The sequence below is a fragment of the Marinomonas maritima genome, assembly GCF_024435075.2.
Classification (GTDB): domain Bacteria; phylum Pseudomonadota; class Gammaproteobacteria; order Pseudomonadales; family Marinomonadaceae; genus Marinomonas; species Marinomonas maritima.
Genome location: NZ_JAMZEG020000004.1, coordinates 475,400 through 490,465, shown reverse-complemented (window position 1 = coordinate 490,465; position 15,066 = coordinate 475,400). Strand labels below are relative to the sequence as shown.

General features: G+C 40.3%; 12 protein-coding genes and 1 pseudogene. 6 read left to right on the top strand and 7 right to left on the bottom strand.

The features are described from left to right. From M3I01_RS17420 to M3I01_RS17390, 7 genes and pseudogenes are all read right to left on the bottom strand, one after another. Window positions 1–276: pseudogene (locus M3I01_RS17420) on the bottom strand (F0F1 ATP synthase subunit A); the annotation flags it as partial. Window positions 277–324: 48 nt separating this feature from the next. Beyond that, window positions 325–732: an ATP synthase subunit I gene (locus tag M3I01_RS17415; protein ID WP_255897191.1), complete on the bottom strand. Its 408-nt coding sequence runs from the start codon at window positions 730–732 to the stop codon at window positions 325–327. 161 nt (window positions 733–893) lie between these two features. Continuing rightward, window positions 894–1,778 (bottom strand): ParB/RepB/Spo0J family partition protein, encoded by an 885-nt coding sequence (locus M3I01_RS17410; protein WP_255897194.1) that lies wholly within the window; start codon window positions 1,776–1,778, stop codon window positions 894–896. A 47-nt stretch (window positions 1,779–1,825) separates the two neighbouring features. After that, window positions 1,826–2,593 (bottom strand): ParA family protein, encoded by a 768-nt coding sequence (locus M3I01_RS17405; RefSeq protein WP_112135465.1) that lies wholly within the window; start codon window positions 2,591–2,593, stop codon window positions 1,826–1,828. 3 nt (window positions 2,594–2,596) lie between these two features. Next, window positions 2,597–3,223 carry a 16S rRNA (guanine(527)-N(7))-methyltransferase RsmG gene (rsmG, locus tag M3I01_RS17400; protein WP_255897195.1) on the bottom strand — a complete coding sequence of 209 codons (627 nt, stop codon included), beginning with the start codon at window positions 3,221–3,223 and terminating at the stop codon, window positions 2,597–2,599. Between the two features lie 53 nt (window positions 3,224–3,276). Then, window positions 3,277–5,166, bottom strand: a complete 1,890-nt coding sequence (mnmG, locus tag M3I01_RS17395) for a tRNA uridine-5-carboxymethylaminomethyl(34) synthesis enzyme MnmG (RefSeq protein WP_255897205.1) — start codon at window positions 5,164–5,166, stop codon at window positions 3,277–3,279. Between the two features lie 965 nt (window positions 5,167–6,131). Then, window positions 6,132–7,187 (bottom strand): NAD(P)-dependent alcohol dehydrogenase, encoded by a 1,056-nt coding sequence (locus tag M3I01_RS17390; protein ID WP_255897204.1) that lies wholly within the window; start codon window positions 7,185–7,187, stop codon window positions 6,132–6,134. Window positions 7,188–7,375: 188 nt separating this feature from the next. Here M3I01_RS17390 and M3I01_RS17385 point away from each other — a divergent pair, with 188 nt between their 5' ends. From M3I01_RS17385 to mnmG (M3I01_RS17360), 6 genes are all read left to right on the top strand, one after another. Then, complete coding sequence (locus M3I01_RS17385; protein ID WP_255897203.1) at window positions 7,376–8,254, top strand: AraC family transcriptional regulator; 879 nt, start codon at window positions 7,376–7,378, stop codon at window positions 8,252–8,254. Window positions 8,255–8,338: 84 nt separating this feature from the next. After that, window positions 8,339–9,004: an acrylate utilization transcriptional regulator AcuR gene (acuR, locus tag M3I01_RS17380; RefSeq protein ID WP_255897201.1), complete on the top strand. Its 666-nt coding sequence runs from the start codon at window positions 8,339–8,341 to the stop codon at window positions 9,002–9,004. 92 nt (window positions 9,005–9,096) lie between these two features. After that, complete coding sequence (gene acuI / locus M3I01_RS17375) at window positions 9,097–10,077, top strand: acrylyl-CoA reductase (NADPH) (RefSeq protein WP_255897199.1); 981 nt, start codon at window positions 9,097–9,099, stop codon at window positions 10,075–10,077. Window positions 10,078–10,201: 124 nt separating this feature from the next. Beyond that, window positions 10,202–11,359: a sugar diacid recognition domain-containing protein gene (locus tag M3I01_RS17370; protein ID WP_255897198.1), complete on the top strand. Its 1,158-nt coding sequence runs from the start codon at window positions 10,202–10,204 to the stop codon at window positions 11,357–11,359. A gap of 190 nt (window positions 11,360–11,549) precedes the next feature. Beyond that, a complete protein-coding gene (locus tag M3I01_RS17365) occupies window positions 11,550–12,596 on the top strand; it encodes a GntP family permease (protein WP_255897197.1) in 1,047 nt (348 codons plus the stop codon). Between the two features lie 508 nt (window positions 12,597–13,104). Then, window positions 13,105–15,039 (top strand): tRNA uridine-5-carboxymethylaminomethyl(34) synthesis enzyme MnmG, encoded by a 1,935-nt coding sequence (gene mnmG, locus M3I01_RS17360; protein WP_255897196.1) that lies wholly within the window; start codon window positions 13,105–13,107, stop codon window positions 15,037–15,039. Window positions 15,040–15,066 lie beyond the last annotated feature (27 nt).

Below are 15,066 nucleotides of genomic sequence, written 5' to 3'. Positions count from 1 at the left end.
ATCAACAAATTCAACCATAAGCTCTACAAAGTTTTGCAGTCCTGATGGTGTATCTGTTGATATTTTCTTTGCTGCTTTACGGAACAACCACAAGAACAATATACCCAAGGCGATTGAAACCGCCATAGTGTCTACATGAATTGCCCAGAATCCCATGTCTGCTGCTTCTTTTGCATCATGGGCAAGACCCCATGTACCGTCAGGATGTTGACCATAAGTCAAATTCTGAAGGTGATGCTTTATATATGCAGAAGCTGTTGGACTTTCAATACCCATACTTATATCCACGCTCTCTCAATGATTAAAATTCTATTCTCTATCGTATTAAGTATTTCTTAGCACGATAGGACTGAGCCAATGACTCAAAATTGCACCGCCAAAACCTGCAAAAAAAGCACCTGCAGCTAATGGTTTTATCAGAAGAAACACCAGCGACAATAAAACCACTGTCATAGCCAACTTACCGGCTTCTCCTCGATAGAATGATCTAACAACATCTTTTGCAGGACGGACCCCTTTATAGCCAAAAATCCGCCAAGCCATATAAATACTGGGTAGTATACTGGTCAATGCGCCCAATATAAAAGAGTACCCATACAGACAACCCGCAATGTAAAAAATTCCCAAAGATACAAAAAGAGTTAAAGATAATTGTAGCAAAAGGAAACGAAATACAGCCTTCTTTCTGGCGCTGATGATTGCACTCGCGCTTAACGGCTTATTTGACCCCATTACCTAACTCTCTAGCTGCACTCTAAAAGTGCAATCAATGTGATGATTTACAAAATTCGAGGCATTATATGGGTAATGGCGACTGTGTTCAACTTAAACTAGATAGCAAAATCACTTTCGGGGCATCTTGTCTAAATAGAAAAGCATCAATCATAATTACTTTATTTTCCAGTGAGTAGCTCACTAATCAAGAGCTCTAGGTGCTCAGGGTTACGATACTCAATGACAAGCTTACCTTTTCCTTTGGAGGAAGGCTGTATTTTGACAGCAGCATTAATTTTTTGACTGATACGTTCAGCCTCTGCACTTAAATCAGGCAAGGTAGGTTTACTATCCTCATTTTTTTCAATCACTTGAAAGTTTTTCACCAATCTTTCTGTCTCGCGGACAGATAAAGATTTAGTCACAACTTGTGATGCCGCCTGAATTTGTTTGTCATGCTCTAACGGGAGTAACGCTCTAGCATGACCCATTTCAATATCACCATGCTCTAATAAACGACGAACTTCAGGGGTTAATCCTAATAAACGCAATAAATTAGCCACGGTTGAACGTGATTTACCCACAGTATCAGCCACTTCTTGCTGCGTGAGGTGAAAATCCTCAACCAAACGCTGTAACGCTAACGCTTCTTCTACTGGGTTTAAGTCTTCACGCTGAATATTTTCGATCAACGCCAATACGACCGCGTCGGCGTCTTCAACATGACGAACAATAACAGGTACTTGGGTTAAATCAGCTAATTTGGCAGCACGCCAACGACGTTCACCCGCAATAATTTCATATTGATTATGACCACTGGGGCGGACCACAATAGGCTGCATAATACCTTGATTACGAATCGACGATGCCAAATCTTCTAATTGCGCAGGGTTCATGTCGCGACGAGGCTGAAATTTACCTTTCGAAAGCCAATCTACAGGCAAGTAAGTCAGGCCTTTTATTTCTTCATTATTGGCGCCATGATCAACATCGTGAGTCGCCGCCTTTTGAGGCGCTAATAATGCATCTAAGCCACGACCTAGACCTCTTTTTTTCATCGTCATTTCATTAACCCTAATTGGTATTAAAAATACGCTATATAAAGCAGTAATCACACGACAGTTTTTCGAATAAACTCACCCGCTAGAGCAAGGTAAGCAATGGCTCCACGAGATTGTTTTTCATAATGTAAAACAGGTAAACCATAACTTGGCGATTCAGCTAAGCGAATATTTCGAGGGATAACCGTGTCGTAAACCTTATCCCCAAAATGCTTATGAAGCTGATTGGAAACATCGTGAGTTAAACTTGGACGAGGATCATACATGGTTCGTAGAATCCCTTCGACCACTAGCGATGGGTTTAACGCTTGAGTAATACGCTCTATGGTTTGCAGTAAGGCAGTTAACCCTTCTAAAGCGTAATATTCACACTGTACAGGAATAAGCACACCTTGAGAGGCGGCAAGCGCATTGACGGTTAACATGTTCAATGCAGGAGGACAGTCAAGCAAGATAAAGTCAAAGTCATTATCGACTTCATACAAGCCTGCTCGTAGCCTTGTTTCTTTACTTGGTAAGTCTAATAAAACAACCTCCGCACCGGTTAAATCACCATTAGCGGGCAATACCCAATAATCACCAGGCATGGTTTTTTTCATGACTTCTTTTACGCCATGAGTGCCAATTAATACATCGTAAACACTGGTGTCTAATTCTTCTTTGGTTAAGCCACTTCCTGTCGTGGCGTTACCTTGCGGATCTAAATCAATTAATAAAACTCGGCGTTTCATCGCCGCAAGAGAGGCCGCTAAATTGACACAAGTGGTGGTTTTACCAACACCACCTTTTTGGTTTGTAACTGCGATGATTCTTGCCATGCTTTATCCTTTACGCGTCATCACTACCATGTGACGCTCCGCCTGAATATCTGGCACATTAAGAGGCTCTACTGACACTAAATCAACCTCTTTCGGTAGCGCCGCTATTTCTTCACTAGGGTAAACCCCTTTCATGGCTAAAAAATTACCCGTATTACTAGGCAGAGGCAGAGTCCACCGAATCATATCTTGTAGAGAAGCAAAGGCTCGAGAAATAACGTGATCGTATTCACCTTGATGACTATGCTTTTCAACCCGTTCATTCTCTACCGTTACATTATGAATCCCCAGTTCCATTTTAACTTGGGTTAGGAAGCGTGTTTTTTTGCCATTACTGTCAAGTAAAGTAAAACGTTTTTCTGGACAACATATAGCAAGCACCATACCAGGTAAGCCAGGACCTGTGCCGACATCTATAATATGTTCACCCGTAATATAAGGTAATGTTGCCAAGCTATCCAACAGGTGCAAAGAAATCATTTGCTCAACATCACGAATGGCGGTCAGGTTATACGCCTTGTTCCATTTTTCAAGCATGGCAAGATAATTAACAAGGGTCTGAATGGTATCATCAGAGAGAGCAGCGCCCATTTGTTGGGCGCCTTTTTGAATGGTGTCAAAGTGTGTCACAGTCGATCCATTTCTATAAAGAATGAGTTATTAGGGATTATCGGCTGATGATTCTAGGCACTTTTGCGCGCAATCGCACGTTTTTTCAAGTGAATTAACAGTAAGGACACCGCAGCAGGTGTTACACCTTGAATACGAGACGCCGCAGCCAATGTGGCAGGGCGCAACTGAGTCAGCTTTTGCTTGATCTCATTTGACAAACCTTCCATCTTTGAATAATCCAAATCATCCGGCAACGCAGTGTTTTCTTGACGACGTAGTCGCTCAATATCTTCCGCTTGACGAGTAATGTAGCCCGCGTATTTTACCGCTATTTGAACTTGTTCAGACACCTGTTCATCTACCGGTTCATCAAGCGCATTTTTTAAATCAGCCACATCGGAATACACAATATTGGGGCGTTTAAGCAAATCGAGCAAGTTATACTCATGCGTAATCGGCGTTTCCAATTTTGGATTAATAATATCTGATTCCGGTGAATTAGGTACAATCCAGCTTGATTTGAGTCGTTGTGTTTCAAGCTCAATCGCTTCGCGTTTTTTACAAAATGCAGCCCAACGTTCATCAGACACCAGACCCAATTCACGGCCTTTCTCTGTTAGGCGCATGTCGGCATTGTCTTCACGTAAAATCAAACGATATTCCGCACGACTGGTAAACATACGATAAGGTTCTTTGGTTCCCATAGAAATCAAATCATCTACCAATACACCAAGATAGGCTTCATCACGACGAGGTGTCCAAGCATCTTTATCTTGTGCCAGTAATGCCGCGTTTAAACCCGCCAATAAACCTTGCGCCCCCGCTTCTTCATAACCGGTTGTACCGTTGATTTGTCCGGCGAAAAACAAACCTGGCATGTGTTTGGTTTCTAAAGAATATTTTAAATCTTGAGGATTAAAGTAATCGTATTCGATAGCGTAACCAGGACGCATAATATGCGCGTTTTCCATTCCTTTCATCGAGCGAACTAGCTCAATTTGAACATCAAACGGCAAGGACGTCGAAATACCATTGGGGTAAAGTTCGTGTGTTGTTAAACCTTCTGGCTCAATAAAAATCTGATGTGAATTTTTATCCGCAAAGCGCACTATTTTGTCTTCAATAGAAGGACAATAACGCGGCCCTACCCCTTCAATTACACCAGTATACATAGGAGACCGATCCATACCAGCACGAATAATGTCATGAGTTCGTTCATTGGTATGGGTAATAAAACATTCAATTTGACGAGGATGCATCGCTCTATTTCCCATGTACGACATAACGGGCGTAGTGTCGTCGCCAGGTTGTGCTTGCATTTGGGAAAAATCAACTGAACGTGCATCAACTCTAGGCGGTGTACCTGTTTTTAAACGATCAACTCGAAACGGTAGAGCGCGTAACTTTTCGGCCAAACCTATTGAAGGTGGATCTCCAGCTCGGCCACCAGAATGATTCTGTAAACCAATGTGTATGATGCCACCTAAAAAAGTCCCCGCGGTTAACACGACGGTTTTACCATTAAAACGAATACCAGTTTGGGTAATAATACCTCGAGCGGCACCATCTTCAACGATGAGATCTTCTACGGATTGTTGAAAAAGCCAAAGATTTTCTTGATTTTCTAATTTATAACGAATAGCCGCTTTATATAATATGCGGTCAGCTTGAGCACGAGTTGCTCGAACAGCTGGACCTTTTCGAGAGTTCAAGGTGCGAAATTGAATACCTGCTTTATCGGTTGCCAATGCCATAGCACCATCCAAAGCATCAATTTCTTTTACTAAATGGGATTTTCCAATGCCACCAATAGCAGGGTTACAGGACATTTGTCCTAAAGTTTCAATGTTGTGGGAAAGTAACAATGTTTTAACGCCCATACGTGCTGAAGCCAAAGCAGCTTCTGTACCAGCATGTCCACCACCAACCACAATCACATCAAAGCGACTTGGGAAATCCACAGGAACCTCGGTATTACTAAATAGAAAAATGAATGAAAAACGATCAACTATCGATAAGGCCGCTTAGTATATAGGCAAAATTCTAAAAAGGAAGTGAGTGAAATCCCATTTACCCGGTCATCAATATTAATATATATAAGTAGTATATAAGGTCTTTTGTTATTGTTATGTTTATATAGGAAGCAAAAATCTGTTAGTAAGTATTTTTTATACATATAAATCATATTGATACAGCGATGACATCTTGTGAACTATCCCCCTCTCTTCCTGTGTTGTGGGTAACTTATTCCTGTGTATAAAAGTACCACTTATACACGGCCTGATTTTTACCTCTAAGTTGTTAAAAACTGTGCAAAACTTCTTATCAACCTATTACCATACTTATCAACAGGTGGTTTTTTTTAAATAGTCGATATTAAGTTGTTGATTTTTAAAAGTTTAATTTATTTTATAAGCATTTTTTTGCCTTTATTTTAAAAAAACAATCCACAAGCAAAAAAATTAAAATTTCTAATTAATTGTATTTTTATGACTTATAAATGTGAATAGTTTCCATAGACGCTGGTTTTCAAAGGGGTTGAAGCATTGTGGAGAAAGAAAGACAATTTTTTAAAATCACTCTCTGTGAGTAACTTTAATTTTTTGACTCTTTGAAAGTGACTTTAATCAAGGCTAACTGCCAAAATGAAGACTTGTTTGTATAGAGCAATAAAAAATAGCTACTTGTCGGTCGGAAAGGAAGGCTGACTGGGTCGTGATTGATAGGAATGTCACTGACTAGTAATGTAACTGACTAGCAATGAAGGCATCTCCTTAGTGGGCACGTCTTTCAAAAAAGTCACGTAAAAATGAAGGTTTGCTTTGTGGGGAGAAAGACAAATAAAAAAAGCGCCCTCTATACTTAATAGAGAACGCTTTTTATTGCTAGATTTTTTGTTCCTAAGAAGAACGAAGAAATTTAACGATTAGCTGTTTTTAAGGCTTTTCATGTCAATGATAAAGCGATATTTAACATCGCCTTTTTTCATGCGTTTATACGCCTCGTTGATATCTTGGATATTAATCATCTCAGCATCACATTCAATATTATGTTCAGCACAAAAATCTAATACTTCTTGAGTTTCTGCAATGCCACCAATCAAAGAGCCTGTCAGAATACGGCGTTTTAATACCAAATTAGCAGCATGAACAGTGGGATCCATTGGTTCAATCAAACCAACTAAAATGTGTACACCATCGACCTTTAAGCAATTGAGGTAGGGGTTTAAATCATGTTGAACAGGAATAGTGTCTAGTAAAAAATCAAAATTCATTGCCACTGCTTGCATTTGGGTGTCGTCGGTTGAAACAACAACGTGATCGGCGCCTTGTTTTTTTGCTTCGGCTATTTTATTTTCAGAACGAGTAAAAATAGTGACTTCCGCGCCCAATGCTTTGGCTAATTTAACCCCCATGTGACCTAAGCCGCCCATACCTAGAATACCAATTTTATCACCTGCTTTGACGCCATAATGACGCAGTGGTGAAAATGTGGTTACACCAGCGCATAATAATGGCGCTGCTTTACTGGCATCAAGTGCTTCTGGAATGGACAAAACGAATTTTTCACGGACAACGATATGATCAGAATAACCGCCGTAAGTTAAGGTGCCGTCAATTAAATCGTGAGCCCCATAAGTTCCAACGGGGTTATTATCACAATATTGTTCTAAGTCCGCTGAACAGTGTGAACAATGTTGACAAGAGTCAACCATACAACCAACGCCGACAACATCACCCACTTTGTATTTAGATACTTTACTGCCGATTTCTGTGACTTTACCGACAATTTCATGACCAGGAACGATTGGGTAATTACTTGGCCCCCAATCACTTTCCGCCGTATGAATATCAGAGTGACAAACACCACAATACAGAATATCTATATTTACATCGTCTTCACGAAGAGAGCGGCGTTCAAATGAAAATGGTGCTAAAGGGGTTGTTGCAGAGAGTGCCGCATACGATTTTGCTTGGCTCATAAATTATGACTCCAGAGTTTGAACATGAAATACGTGATGGCTAGTTTAGAGTAAATTTCCTCGTTTTGTGTTGTGCATTTTTGTTATAGTTTTGCCTATTCCTCTAAATAAAGAAAATTTAACTTTTCCTACACAATCTTGAGTGGATACTAAATTTATTGATTTTTTTATAGATAGGCCAATCGAAGATGACCGATAGAAACTTAGTTGATTTGATCAAAACTCTGATGATAGAGGATGGCTTTTTAGACACCTCAATTGCCAATGTTCGACTAATGCGCAGTGAAAAATCCTTCCCGAGGATGCCGCTTATTTACAGTCCAGGATTGACTATCATAGTTCAAGGTCGAAAAATTGGTTATTTAGGTGATCGTGAAATTCACTACAATTCCGGTCATTATTTAGTACAAACCCTTCCTTTGCCTTTTGAATGTGAAACCTTTGCCAGTAAAGAAGAACCCCTTTTTGGCGTGTCGATTAATATAGATCCTGCATTATTATCTGAGTTGGTTTCTGATACTACTGAAAGTAACTTAAAGCTGTCTGTACCTTATTTTCCCATGTCATCTGTTGCTATGAGTCCAGACATGGAAGAAGCCGTTAAACGACTTATTAGAGCGCTACATGATCCAAAAACCGCAAAAACCATGGGACAGAGTCGAGTGAGAGAAGTCATTTTTGAAGCTTTACAAAGCCCGCAAGGCGATGCTTTACGGGCCCTTGTTGTAAACCAAGGTCGTTTTTCTCAAATTGTCCATTCTTTGAAACAGCTGCAGTTGCAATTAGATCAAGAAGTGCGAATTGAACAACTCGCCGAAGGCGCCAATATGAGCGTTTCCAGCTTTCACCATCATTTTAAAGCCGTTGCAGGGTCTTCTCCTTTGCAATATTTAAAGAGACTCCGTTTATTGAAAGCGCAAATGCTGCTTAATCAAGGCCACCTAAATGTGGGCCAAATTGCTTTAGAAGTCGGCTACAAAAGCATTCATCAGTTTAGTCGAGATTATAAGCGGTATTTTGGTGTGCCACCGACCAAAGACAAGCAAAAAGATGAAGTGGCTGTGTGAAATAAGTTATACAGAAATTTGATTTTAGTAGACGACTGGTCTAAATTTATTGCTCTTGTGTTTTATCCGTATAGGTATGGCAATTTGCTCAATTTCATTCATGAACAAGACTTAATAATAAATGCCCCCGAAAAGCCTCGTCGAGGACGACCAAAAAAGCTGTCTGCTGATTCTTTTGATACGCGTGAATCTTTGTTAAGAGCAGGTATGTTAATGCTGACGGAAATCGGCTTTTCTCGTAGTGGTATTGACCCTATTTTAAAGTCTGTAGGGGTTCCTAAAGGGTCTTTTTATCACTATTTTTCTAGTAAAGAGGTGTTTGGTCTTGCTGTTCTTCAGCGCTATCGTTGTTACTTTGAAGCTAAATTAGATCGTTTTTTATTAGATGACGCTTTTTCTCCTTTAGAGCGATTGCAGCGGTTTGCAAAGGATGCTCAGGACGGTATTGTGCGTCATGACTTTAAACGAGGCTGTTTAGTGGGTAATTTAGAGCAAGAATCGCCTAATTTATCCAATGTGTTTCGTGAGCAACTTCAAGAGACTTATCAGAGCTGGCAAATTCGTGTCGCTGCGTGCCTTCTGCTGGCATTGAAAGCGGGTGAAATTAAGCTGCATAATTCTATTGAAGATACATCTCAAGCATTTTGGATTGGTTGGGAAGGTGCGGTTCACCGGACACGATTAATGAAAGACACTCAGCCCTTAAGTCTTTTCTTAGACTTCTTTATACAGGCGATTAAGGTGAAATAGCCTTGTTGTTCTCTGGAACCATGGAGCCAAGCATCATTACTTGGCTTTTTTTAGTTATTTAATTAGACGATCGGTCTAAAAGTGGAGGTAATATGTTTAAAGGTGTATTGATTACTCAAGAAGATAAAAAAAATTTAGTGTCTGTGACAGAATTGAATGAAAGCCAGTTGCCCGAAGGCGATGTCTTGGTGGATGTCTATTACAGTACGTTAAATTATAAAGATGGTTTAGCGATTACTGGTAAATCCCCCGTTGTTCGATCCTTTCCTATGGTGCCCGGTATTGATTTGGTTGGCAAAGTGACTCAGTGTGACTCAGACGCTTTTTCTGAAGGGGATTGGGTATTATTGAATGGTTTTGGGGTGGGTGAAATGCACTGGGGCGGATTGGCTGAAAAAGCACGCTTAAAAAGTGATTGGCTCATCCCACTTCCAAAAGGTATAGAACCTAAGCAATCTATGTCAATAGGTACAGCGGGTTACACCGCCATGTTGTCGGTTTTAGCCCTTGAAAAACAAGGTGTTATGCCTAATTCTGGCGAAATTCTTGTCACTGGGGCAAACGGTGGAGTGGGCAGCTTCGCCATTCGTTTGCTCAATCGTCTTGGTTATCATGTGGTGGCGTCAACAGGACGAATGGAAGAAACTGACTATTTAAAAGCACTTGGCGCCAGTGAGGTTATTGATCGCAATACGCTTTCTGAGCCGGGTAAACCTTTGCAAAAAGAGCGTTGGGCTGGCGTCATCGATTGTGTTGGTAGTCATACCCTAGCCAATGCCTGTGCGAGCACAAAATACGGCGGTGTTGTTACCGCTTGTGGCTTAGCGCAAGGCATAGACTTCCCTGCTTCCGTCGCACCGTTTATTCTGCGTGGCGTCAAACTCATCGGCATCGACAGCGTGATGCGCCCTAAAGCGGATCGTATTGAAGCTTGGCAGCGTTTAAGTGAATTACTACAACCACAAGATTTTGATGTAATCAGCACAGAAATTGGCTTAGAGGACGTTGTAGAAACGGCCTATAAATTACTTGATGGTCAAGTACGTGGTCGAGTGATTGTCGTAATAAGATAGGCTCTGTGATGAAAACAGCTTAGTTTATGGTGGAGTAAAAGCACAATCACAGATGCTATCTTGGCTGTTTTCCTTTCTTAACTTCAGTAATATGGCGTCGCCTTTATTATTGATTGGAGCCTCAATGTACGTTTTAGACCCAGCTATCGCCATGCAAATAGTCAGCCGTACCATGAGTATTTTGGGACACAATGTGAATGTAATGAACAATCGTGGTGTGATTCTTGGCTCGGGCGATAATCTGCGTATTGGTGCTATTCATGAAGGGGCGTTATTAGCGATTACTCAAAATAGAGTGGTAGAAATTACCTCAGAAGCCGCATCAGGACTTATAGGAGTAAAGCCCGGTATTAATTTACCTCTTCATTATCAAGGTCAAATTATTGGTGTTATTGGTATCACAGGGGAATTCAAAGAAATAACGCCTTACGGGCAGTTATTGAAAATGACCGCTGAGATAATCGTTGAGCAAGCCAATTTACAAGACAAACTACAATGGGAAAATCGCCAAAAAGAAGAGTTTATTCTGCAACTGATTAAGGGGGATCTCCGGGATAAACCTCAGCTCATCGAATGGGCTTCTCAGTTAGGTATTTCTCTTGAAACGCCTAGAGTTGCAGCGATTATAGAGGTGAGCGATATAAACTCTAAAACTTTGAATAACGGTCATGATACGAACAATCTGAAAGAGGTATTACACCTTTTACAGTATCCTGAGCGTGGAAATTTAGTCGCTATGACGTCTCTGAATCAACTGGTTATTTTAAAACCTGCTTTTTTAGATGGACATAACTGGGATCCTACCCTAGAAAGTGCGCGTATTGATGAACTCTTAAAACGTTTGCCTCATCATATCAAAGACGGTACAAAAATTGCTCTAGGGCATTATTTTCCAAATATAGATGGCATAGCGCATTCCTATCAAACGGCTCAGGAAACCTTGATCATTGGTAAGCAGTTTAACAATGAAGAGAGGAAGTATTTGTTTGAGGATTATTCTTTGCAGGTTTTATTATCTGGTCTTAAACATAATTGGCGAGGTGAGATTTTATCTAGTCATTACCAACAACTTCAATTCGCTGATAATAAAGGATCGTTACGAAAGACGCTCGCTGCCTACATTACTCATTTTGGGGATTTACAGCAGTGTGCTAATGCCTTACACATTCACCGTAATACGTTGCGGTATCGGTTAGATAAAATTCAACACATTACCCAATTAGACATTCATGCATTAGAGGGTCTTTTTAGACTCTATTTAGGCCAATTAATTGCGGATTAAATGACAGTAAAATGGCTTATTGAGAGTATAAAATTCAATAATTTTGTGCAAATGAACAAAAAAAGCATACAAAAGAGCGTTATATCCAGCTAAGTGGCTAAAGCTTAAGTTGGCTGTTTATTGAATAATAAAAGTCCTAAAAACAGGTGTCATTGACTCCAACACTAAAAATAAAAAAGGACATTACTCGATGAGCTTAGTACTGATCTTGATAGGGGTTATCGCCTTTATCGTCGTTGCAACATCTAAATTTAAACTTCACCCTTTCTTAACCCTGATATTAGCGGCATTTATCGCAGCGTTTGCTTATGGTTTACCTAGTAGTACCATTGCCAAAACGATTACATCGGGCTTTGGTGGGATTCTTGGATACATAGGACTAGTGATCGTCCTAGGTACGATTATTGGAACCATTTTAGAAAAAAGCGGTGCCGCCATTACCATGGCCAATTGCGTTATTAAGCTTCTAGGAAAACGCTTTCCTACTTTAACCATGTCCTTGATTGGTTATATGGTTTCCATCCCCGTGTTCTGTGATTCTGGCTTTGTTATTTTAAACTCATTGAAACAGTCCATGGCAAATCGCATGAAAGTTTCCAGTGTGTCTATGAGTGTGGCTCTGGCCACTGGGCTTTATGCGACACATACCTTTGTACCGCCAACGCCTGGCCCTATTGCGGCGGCAGGGAACTTAGGCCTAGAGTCAAATTTGGGTTTGGTTATCTTGGTGGGTATTTTTGTCGCTGCTGTTGCGGCTTTGGCGGGAATGTTATGGGCAAATCACTTTACTAATATCGAGCCTGATGGTGAAGGCGCGGATGAACTAAAAGCTCAAAATGAAGATTACGAAACGTTAAAACAAAGCTACGGTACACTACCAAGCCCATTTAAAGCCTTTGCACCGATCTTTGTACCTATTTTATTAATATGCTTTGGATCTATTGCTGGTTTTCCTTCTGCACCTTTGGGAAAAGCGACTTTATACGATGCATTCGTCTTTTTAGGACAACCTGTAAATGCCTTGTTAATTGGCCTGTTTTTATCTTTATTACTGTTAAAAAGTGATAAAAAAATAGAAGAGTTTAGCGAGCGCATTAGCCAAGGTTTGGTTGTTGCTGCTCCTATTTTATTAATCACAGAAGCACAGGAAGAATTTGGATTAGTTCACAAAAATGTGAACAAGATCTATTCTTCAAACATTATGATTTATATGTATCATAAAAATACAATTAATTAGAAATTTTAATTTTTTTGCTTGTGGATTGTTTTTTAAAATAAAGGCAAAAAAATGCTTATAAAATAAATTAAACTTTTAAAAATCAACAACTTAATATCGACTATTTAAAAAAAACCACCTGTTGATAAGTATGGTAATAGGTTGATAAGAAGTTTTGCACAGTTTTTAACAACTTAGAGGTAAAAATCAGGCCGTGTATAAGTGGTACTTTTATACACAGGAATAAGTTACCCACATTTAGGAAGAGAGGGGGATAGTTCACAAGATGTCATCGCTGTATCAATATGATTTATATGTATAAAAAATACTTACTAACAGATTTTTGCTTCCTATATAAACATAACAATAACAAAAGACCTTATATACTACTTATATATATTAATATTGATGACCGGGTAAATGGGATTTCACTCACTTCCTTTTTAGAATTTTGCCTATATACTAAGCGGCCTTATCGATAGTTGATCGTTTTTCATTCATTTTTCTATTTAGTAATACCGAGGTTCCTGTGGATTTCCCAAGTCGCTTTGATGTGATTGTGGTTGGTGGTGGACATGCTGGTACAGAAGCTGCTTTGGCTTCAGCACGTATGGGCGTTAAAACATTGTTACTTTCCCACAACATTGAAACTTTAGGACAAATGTCCTGTAACCCTGCTATTGGTGGCATTGGAAAATCCCATTTAGTAAAAGAAATTGATGCTTTGGATGGTGCTATGGCATTGGCAACCGATAAAGCAGGTATTCAATTTCGCACCTTGAACTCTCGAAAAGGTCCAGCTGTTCGAGCAACTCGTGCTCAAGCTGACCGCATATTATATAAAGCGGCTATTCGTTATAAATTAGAAAATCAAGAAAATCTTTGGCTTTTTCAACAATCCGTAGAAGATCTCATCGTTGAAGATGGTGCCGCTCGAGGTATTATTACCCAAACTGGTATTCGTTTTAATGGTAAAACCGTCGTGTTAACCGCGGGGACTTTTTTAGGTGGCATCATACACATTGGTTTACAGAATCATTCTGGTGGCCGAGCTGGAGATCCACCTTCAATAGGTTTGGCCGAAAAGTTACGCGCTGTTAACCGCGGGGATCTAGAATCATTCTGGTGGCCGTTACGCGCTCTACCGTTTCGAGTTGATCGTTTAAAAACAGGTACACCGCCTAGAGTTGATGCACGTTCAGTTGATTTTTCCCAAATGCAAGCACAACCCGGCGACGACACTACGCCCGTTATGTCGTACATGGGAAATAGAGCGATGCATCCTCGTCAAATTGAATGTTTTATTACCCATACCAATGAACGAACTCATGACATTATTCGTGCTGGTATGGATCGGTCTCCTATGTATACTGGTGTAATTGAAGGGGTAGGGCCGCGTTATTGTCCTTCTATTGAAGACAAAATAGTGCGCTTTGCGGATAAAAATTCACATCAGATTTTTATTGAGCCAGAAGGTTTAACAACACACGAACTTTACCCCAATGGTATTTCGACGTCCTTGCCGTTTGATGTTCAAATTGAGCTAGTTCGCTCGATGAAAGGAATGGAAAACGCGCATATTATGCGTCCTGGTTACGCTATCGAATACGATTACTTTAATCCTCAAGATTTAAAATATTCTTTAGAAACCAAACACATGCCAGGTTTGTTTTTCGCCGGACAAATCAACGGTACAACCGGTTATGAAGAAGCGGGGGCGCAAGGTTTATTGGCGGGTTTAAACGCGGCATTACTGGCACAAGATAAAGATGCTTGGACACCTCGTCGTGATGAAGCCTATCTTGGTGTATTGGTAGATGATTTGATTTCTATGGGAACCAAAGAACCTTATCGTATGTTTACCAGTCGTGCGGAATATCGTTTGATTTTACGTGAAGACAATGCCGACATGCGCCTAACAGAGAAAGGCCGTGAATTGGGTCTGGTGTCTGATGAACGTTGGGCTGCATTTTGTAAAAAACGCGAAGCGATTGAGCTTGAAACACAACGACTCAAATCAAGCTGGATTGTACCTAATTCACCGGAATCAGATATTATTAATCCAAAATTGGAAACGCCGATTACGCATGAGTATAACTTGCTCGATTTGCTTAAACGCCCCAATATTGTGTATTCCGATGTGGCTGATTTAAAAAATGCGCTTGATGAACCGGTAGATGAACAGGTGTCTGAACAAGTTCAAATAGCGGTAAAATACGCGGGCTACATTACTCGTCAAGCGGAAGATATTGAGCGACTACGTCGTCAAGAAAACACTGCGTTGCCGGATGATTTGGATTATTCAAAGATGGAAGGTTTGTCAAATGAGATCAAGCAAAAGCTGACTCAGTTGCGCCCTGCCACATTGGCTGCGGCGTCTCGTATTCAAGGTGTAACACCTGCTGCGGTGTCCTTACTGTTAATTCACTTGAAAAAACGTGCGATTGCGCGCAAAAGTGCCTAGAATCATCAGCCGATAATCCCTAATAAC

Bases quoted from the DNA above. Each gene is read 5' to 3' on its own strand.
- M3I01_RS17390 (WP_255897204.1), bottom strand. From the start codon at position 7,187: ATGAGCCAAGCAAAATCGTATGCGGCACTCTCTGCAACAACCCCTTTA.
- M3I01_RS17410 (WP_255897194.1), bottom strand. From the start codon at position 1,778: ATGACGATGAAAAAAAGAGGTCTAGGTCGTGGCTTAGATGCATTATTA.
- acuI (WP_255897199.1), top strand. From the start codon at position 9,097: ATGTTTAAAGGTGTATTGATTACTCAAGAAGATAAAAAAAATTTAGTG.
- M3I01_RS17370 (WP_255897198.1), top strand. From the start codon at position 10,202: ATGTACGTTTTAGACCCAGCTATCGCCATGCAAATAGTCAGCCGTACC.
- M3I01_RS17405 (WP_112135465.1), bottom strand. From the start codon at position 2,593: ATGGCAAGAATCATCGCAGTTACAAACCAAAAAGGTGGTGTTGGTAAA.
- M3I01_RS17385 (WP_255897203.1), top strand. From the start codon at position 7,376: ATGACCGATAGAAACTTAGTTGATTTGATCAAAACTCTGATGATAGAG.
- M3I01_RS17415 (WP_255897191.1), bottom strand. From the start codon at position 732: ATGGGGTCAAATAAGCCGTTAAGCGCGAGTGCAATCATCAGCGCCAGA.
- M3I01_RS17365 (WP_255897197.1), top strand. From the start codon at position 11,550: ATGAGCTTAGTACTGATCTTGATAGGGGTTATCGCCTTTATCGTCGTT.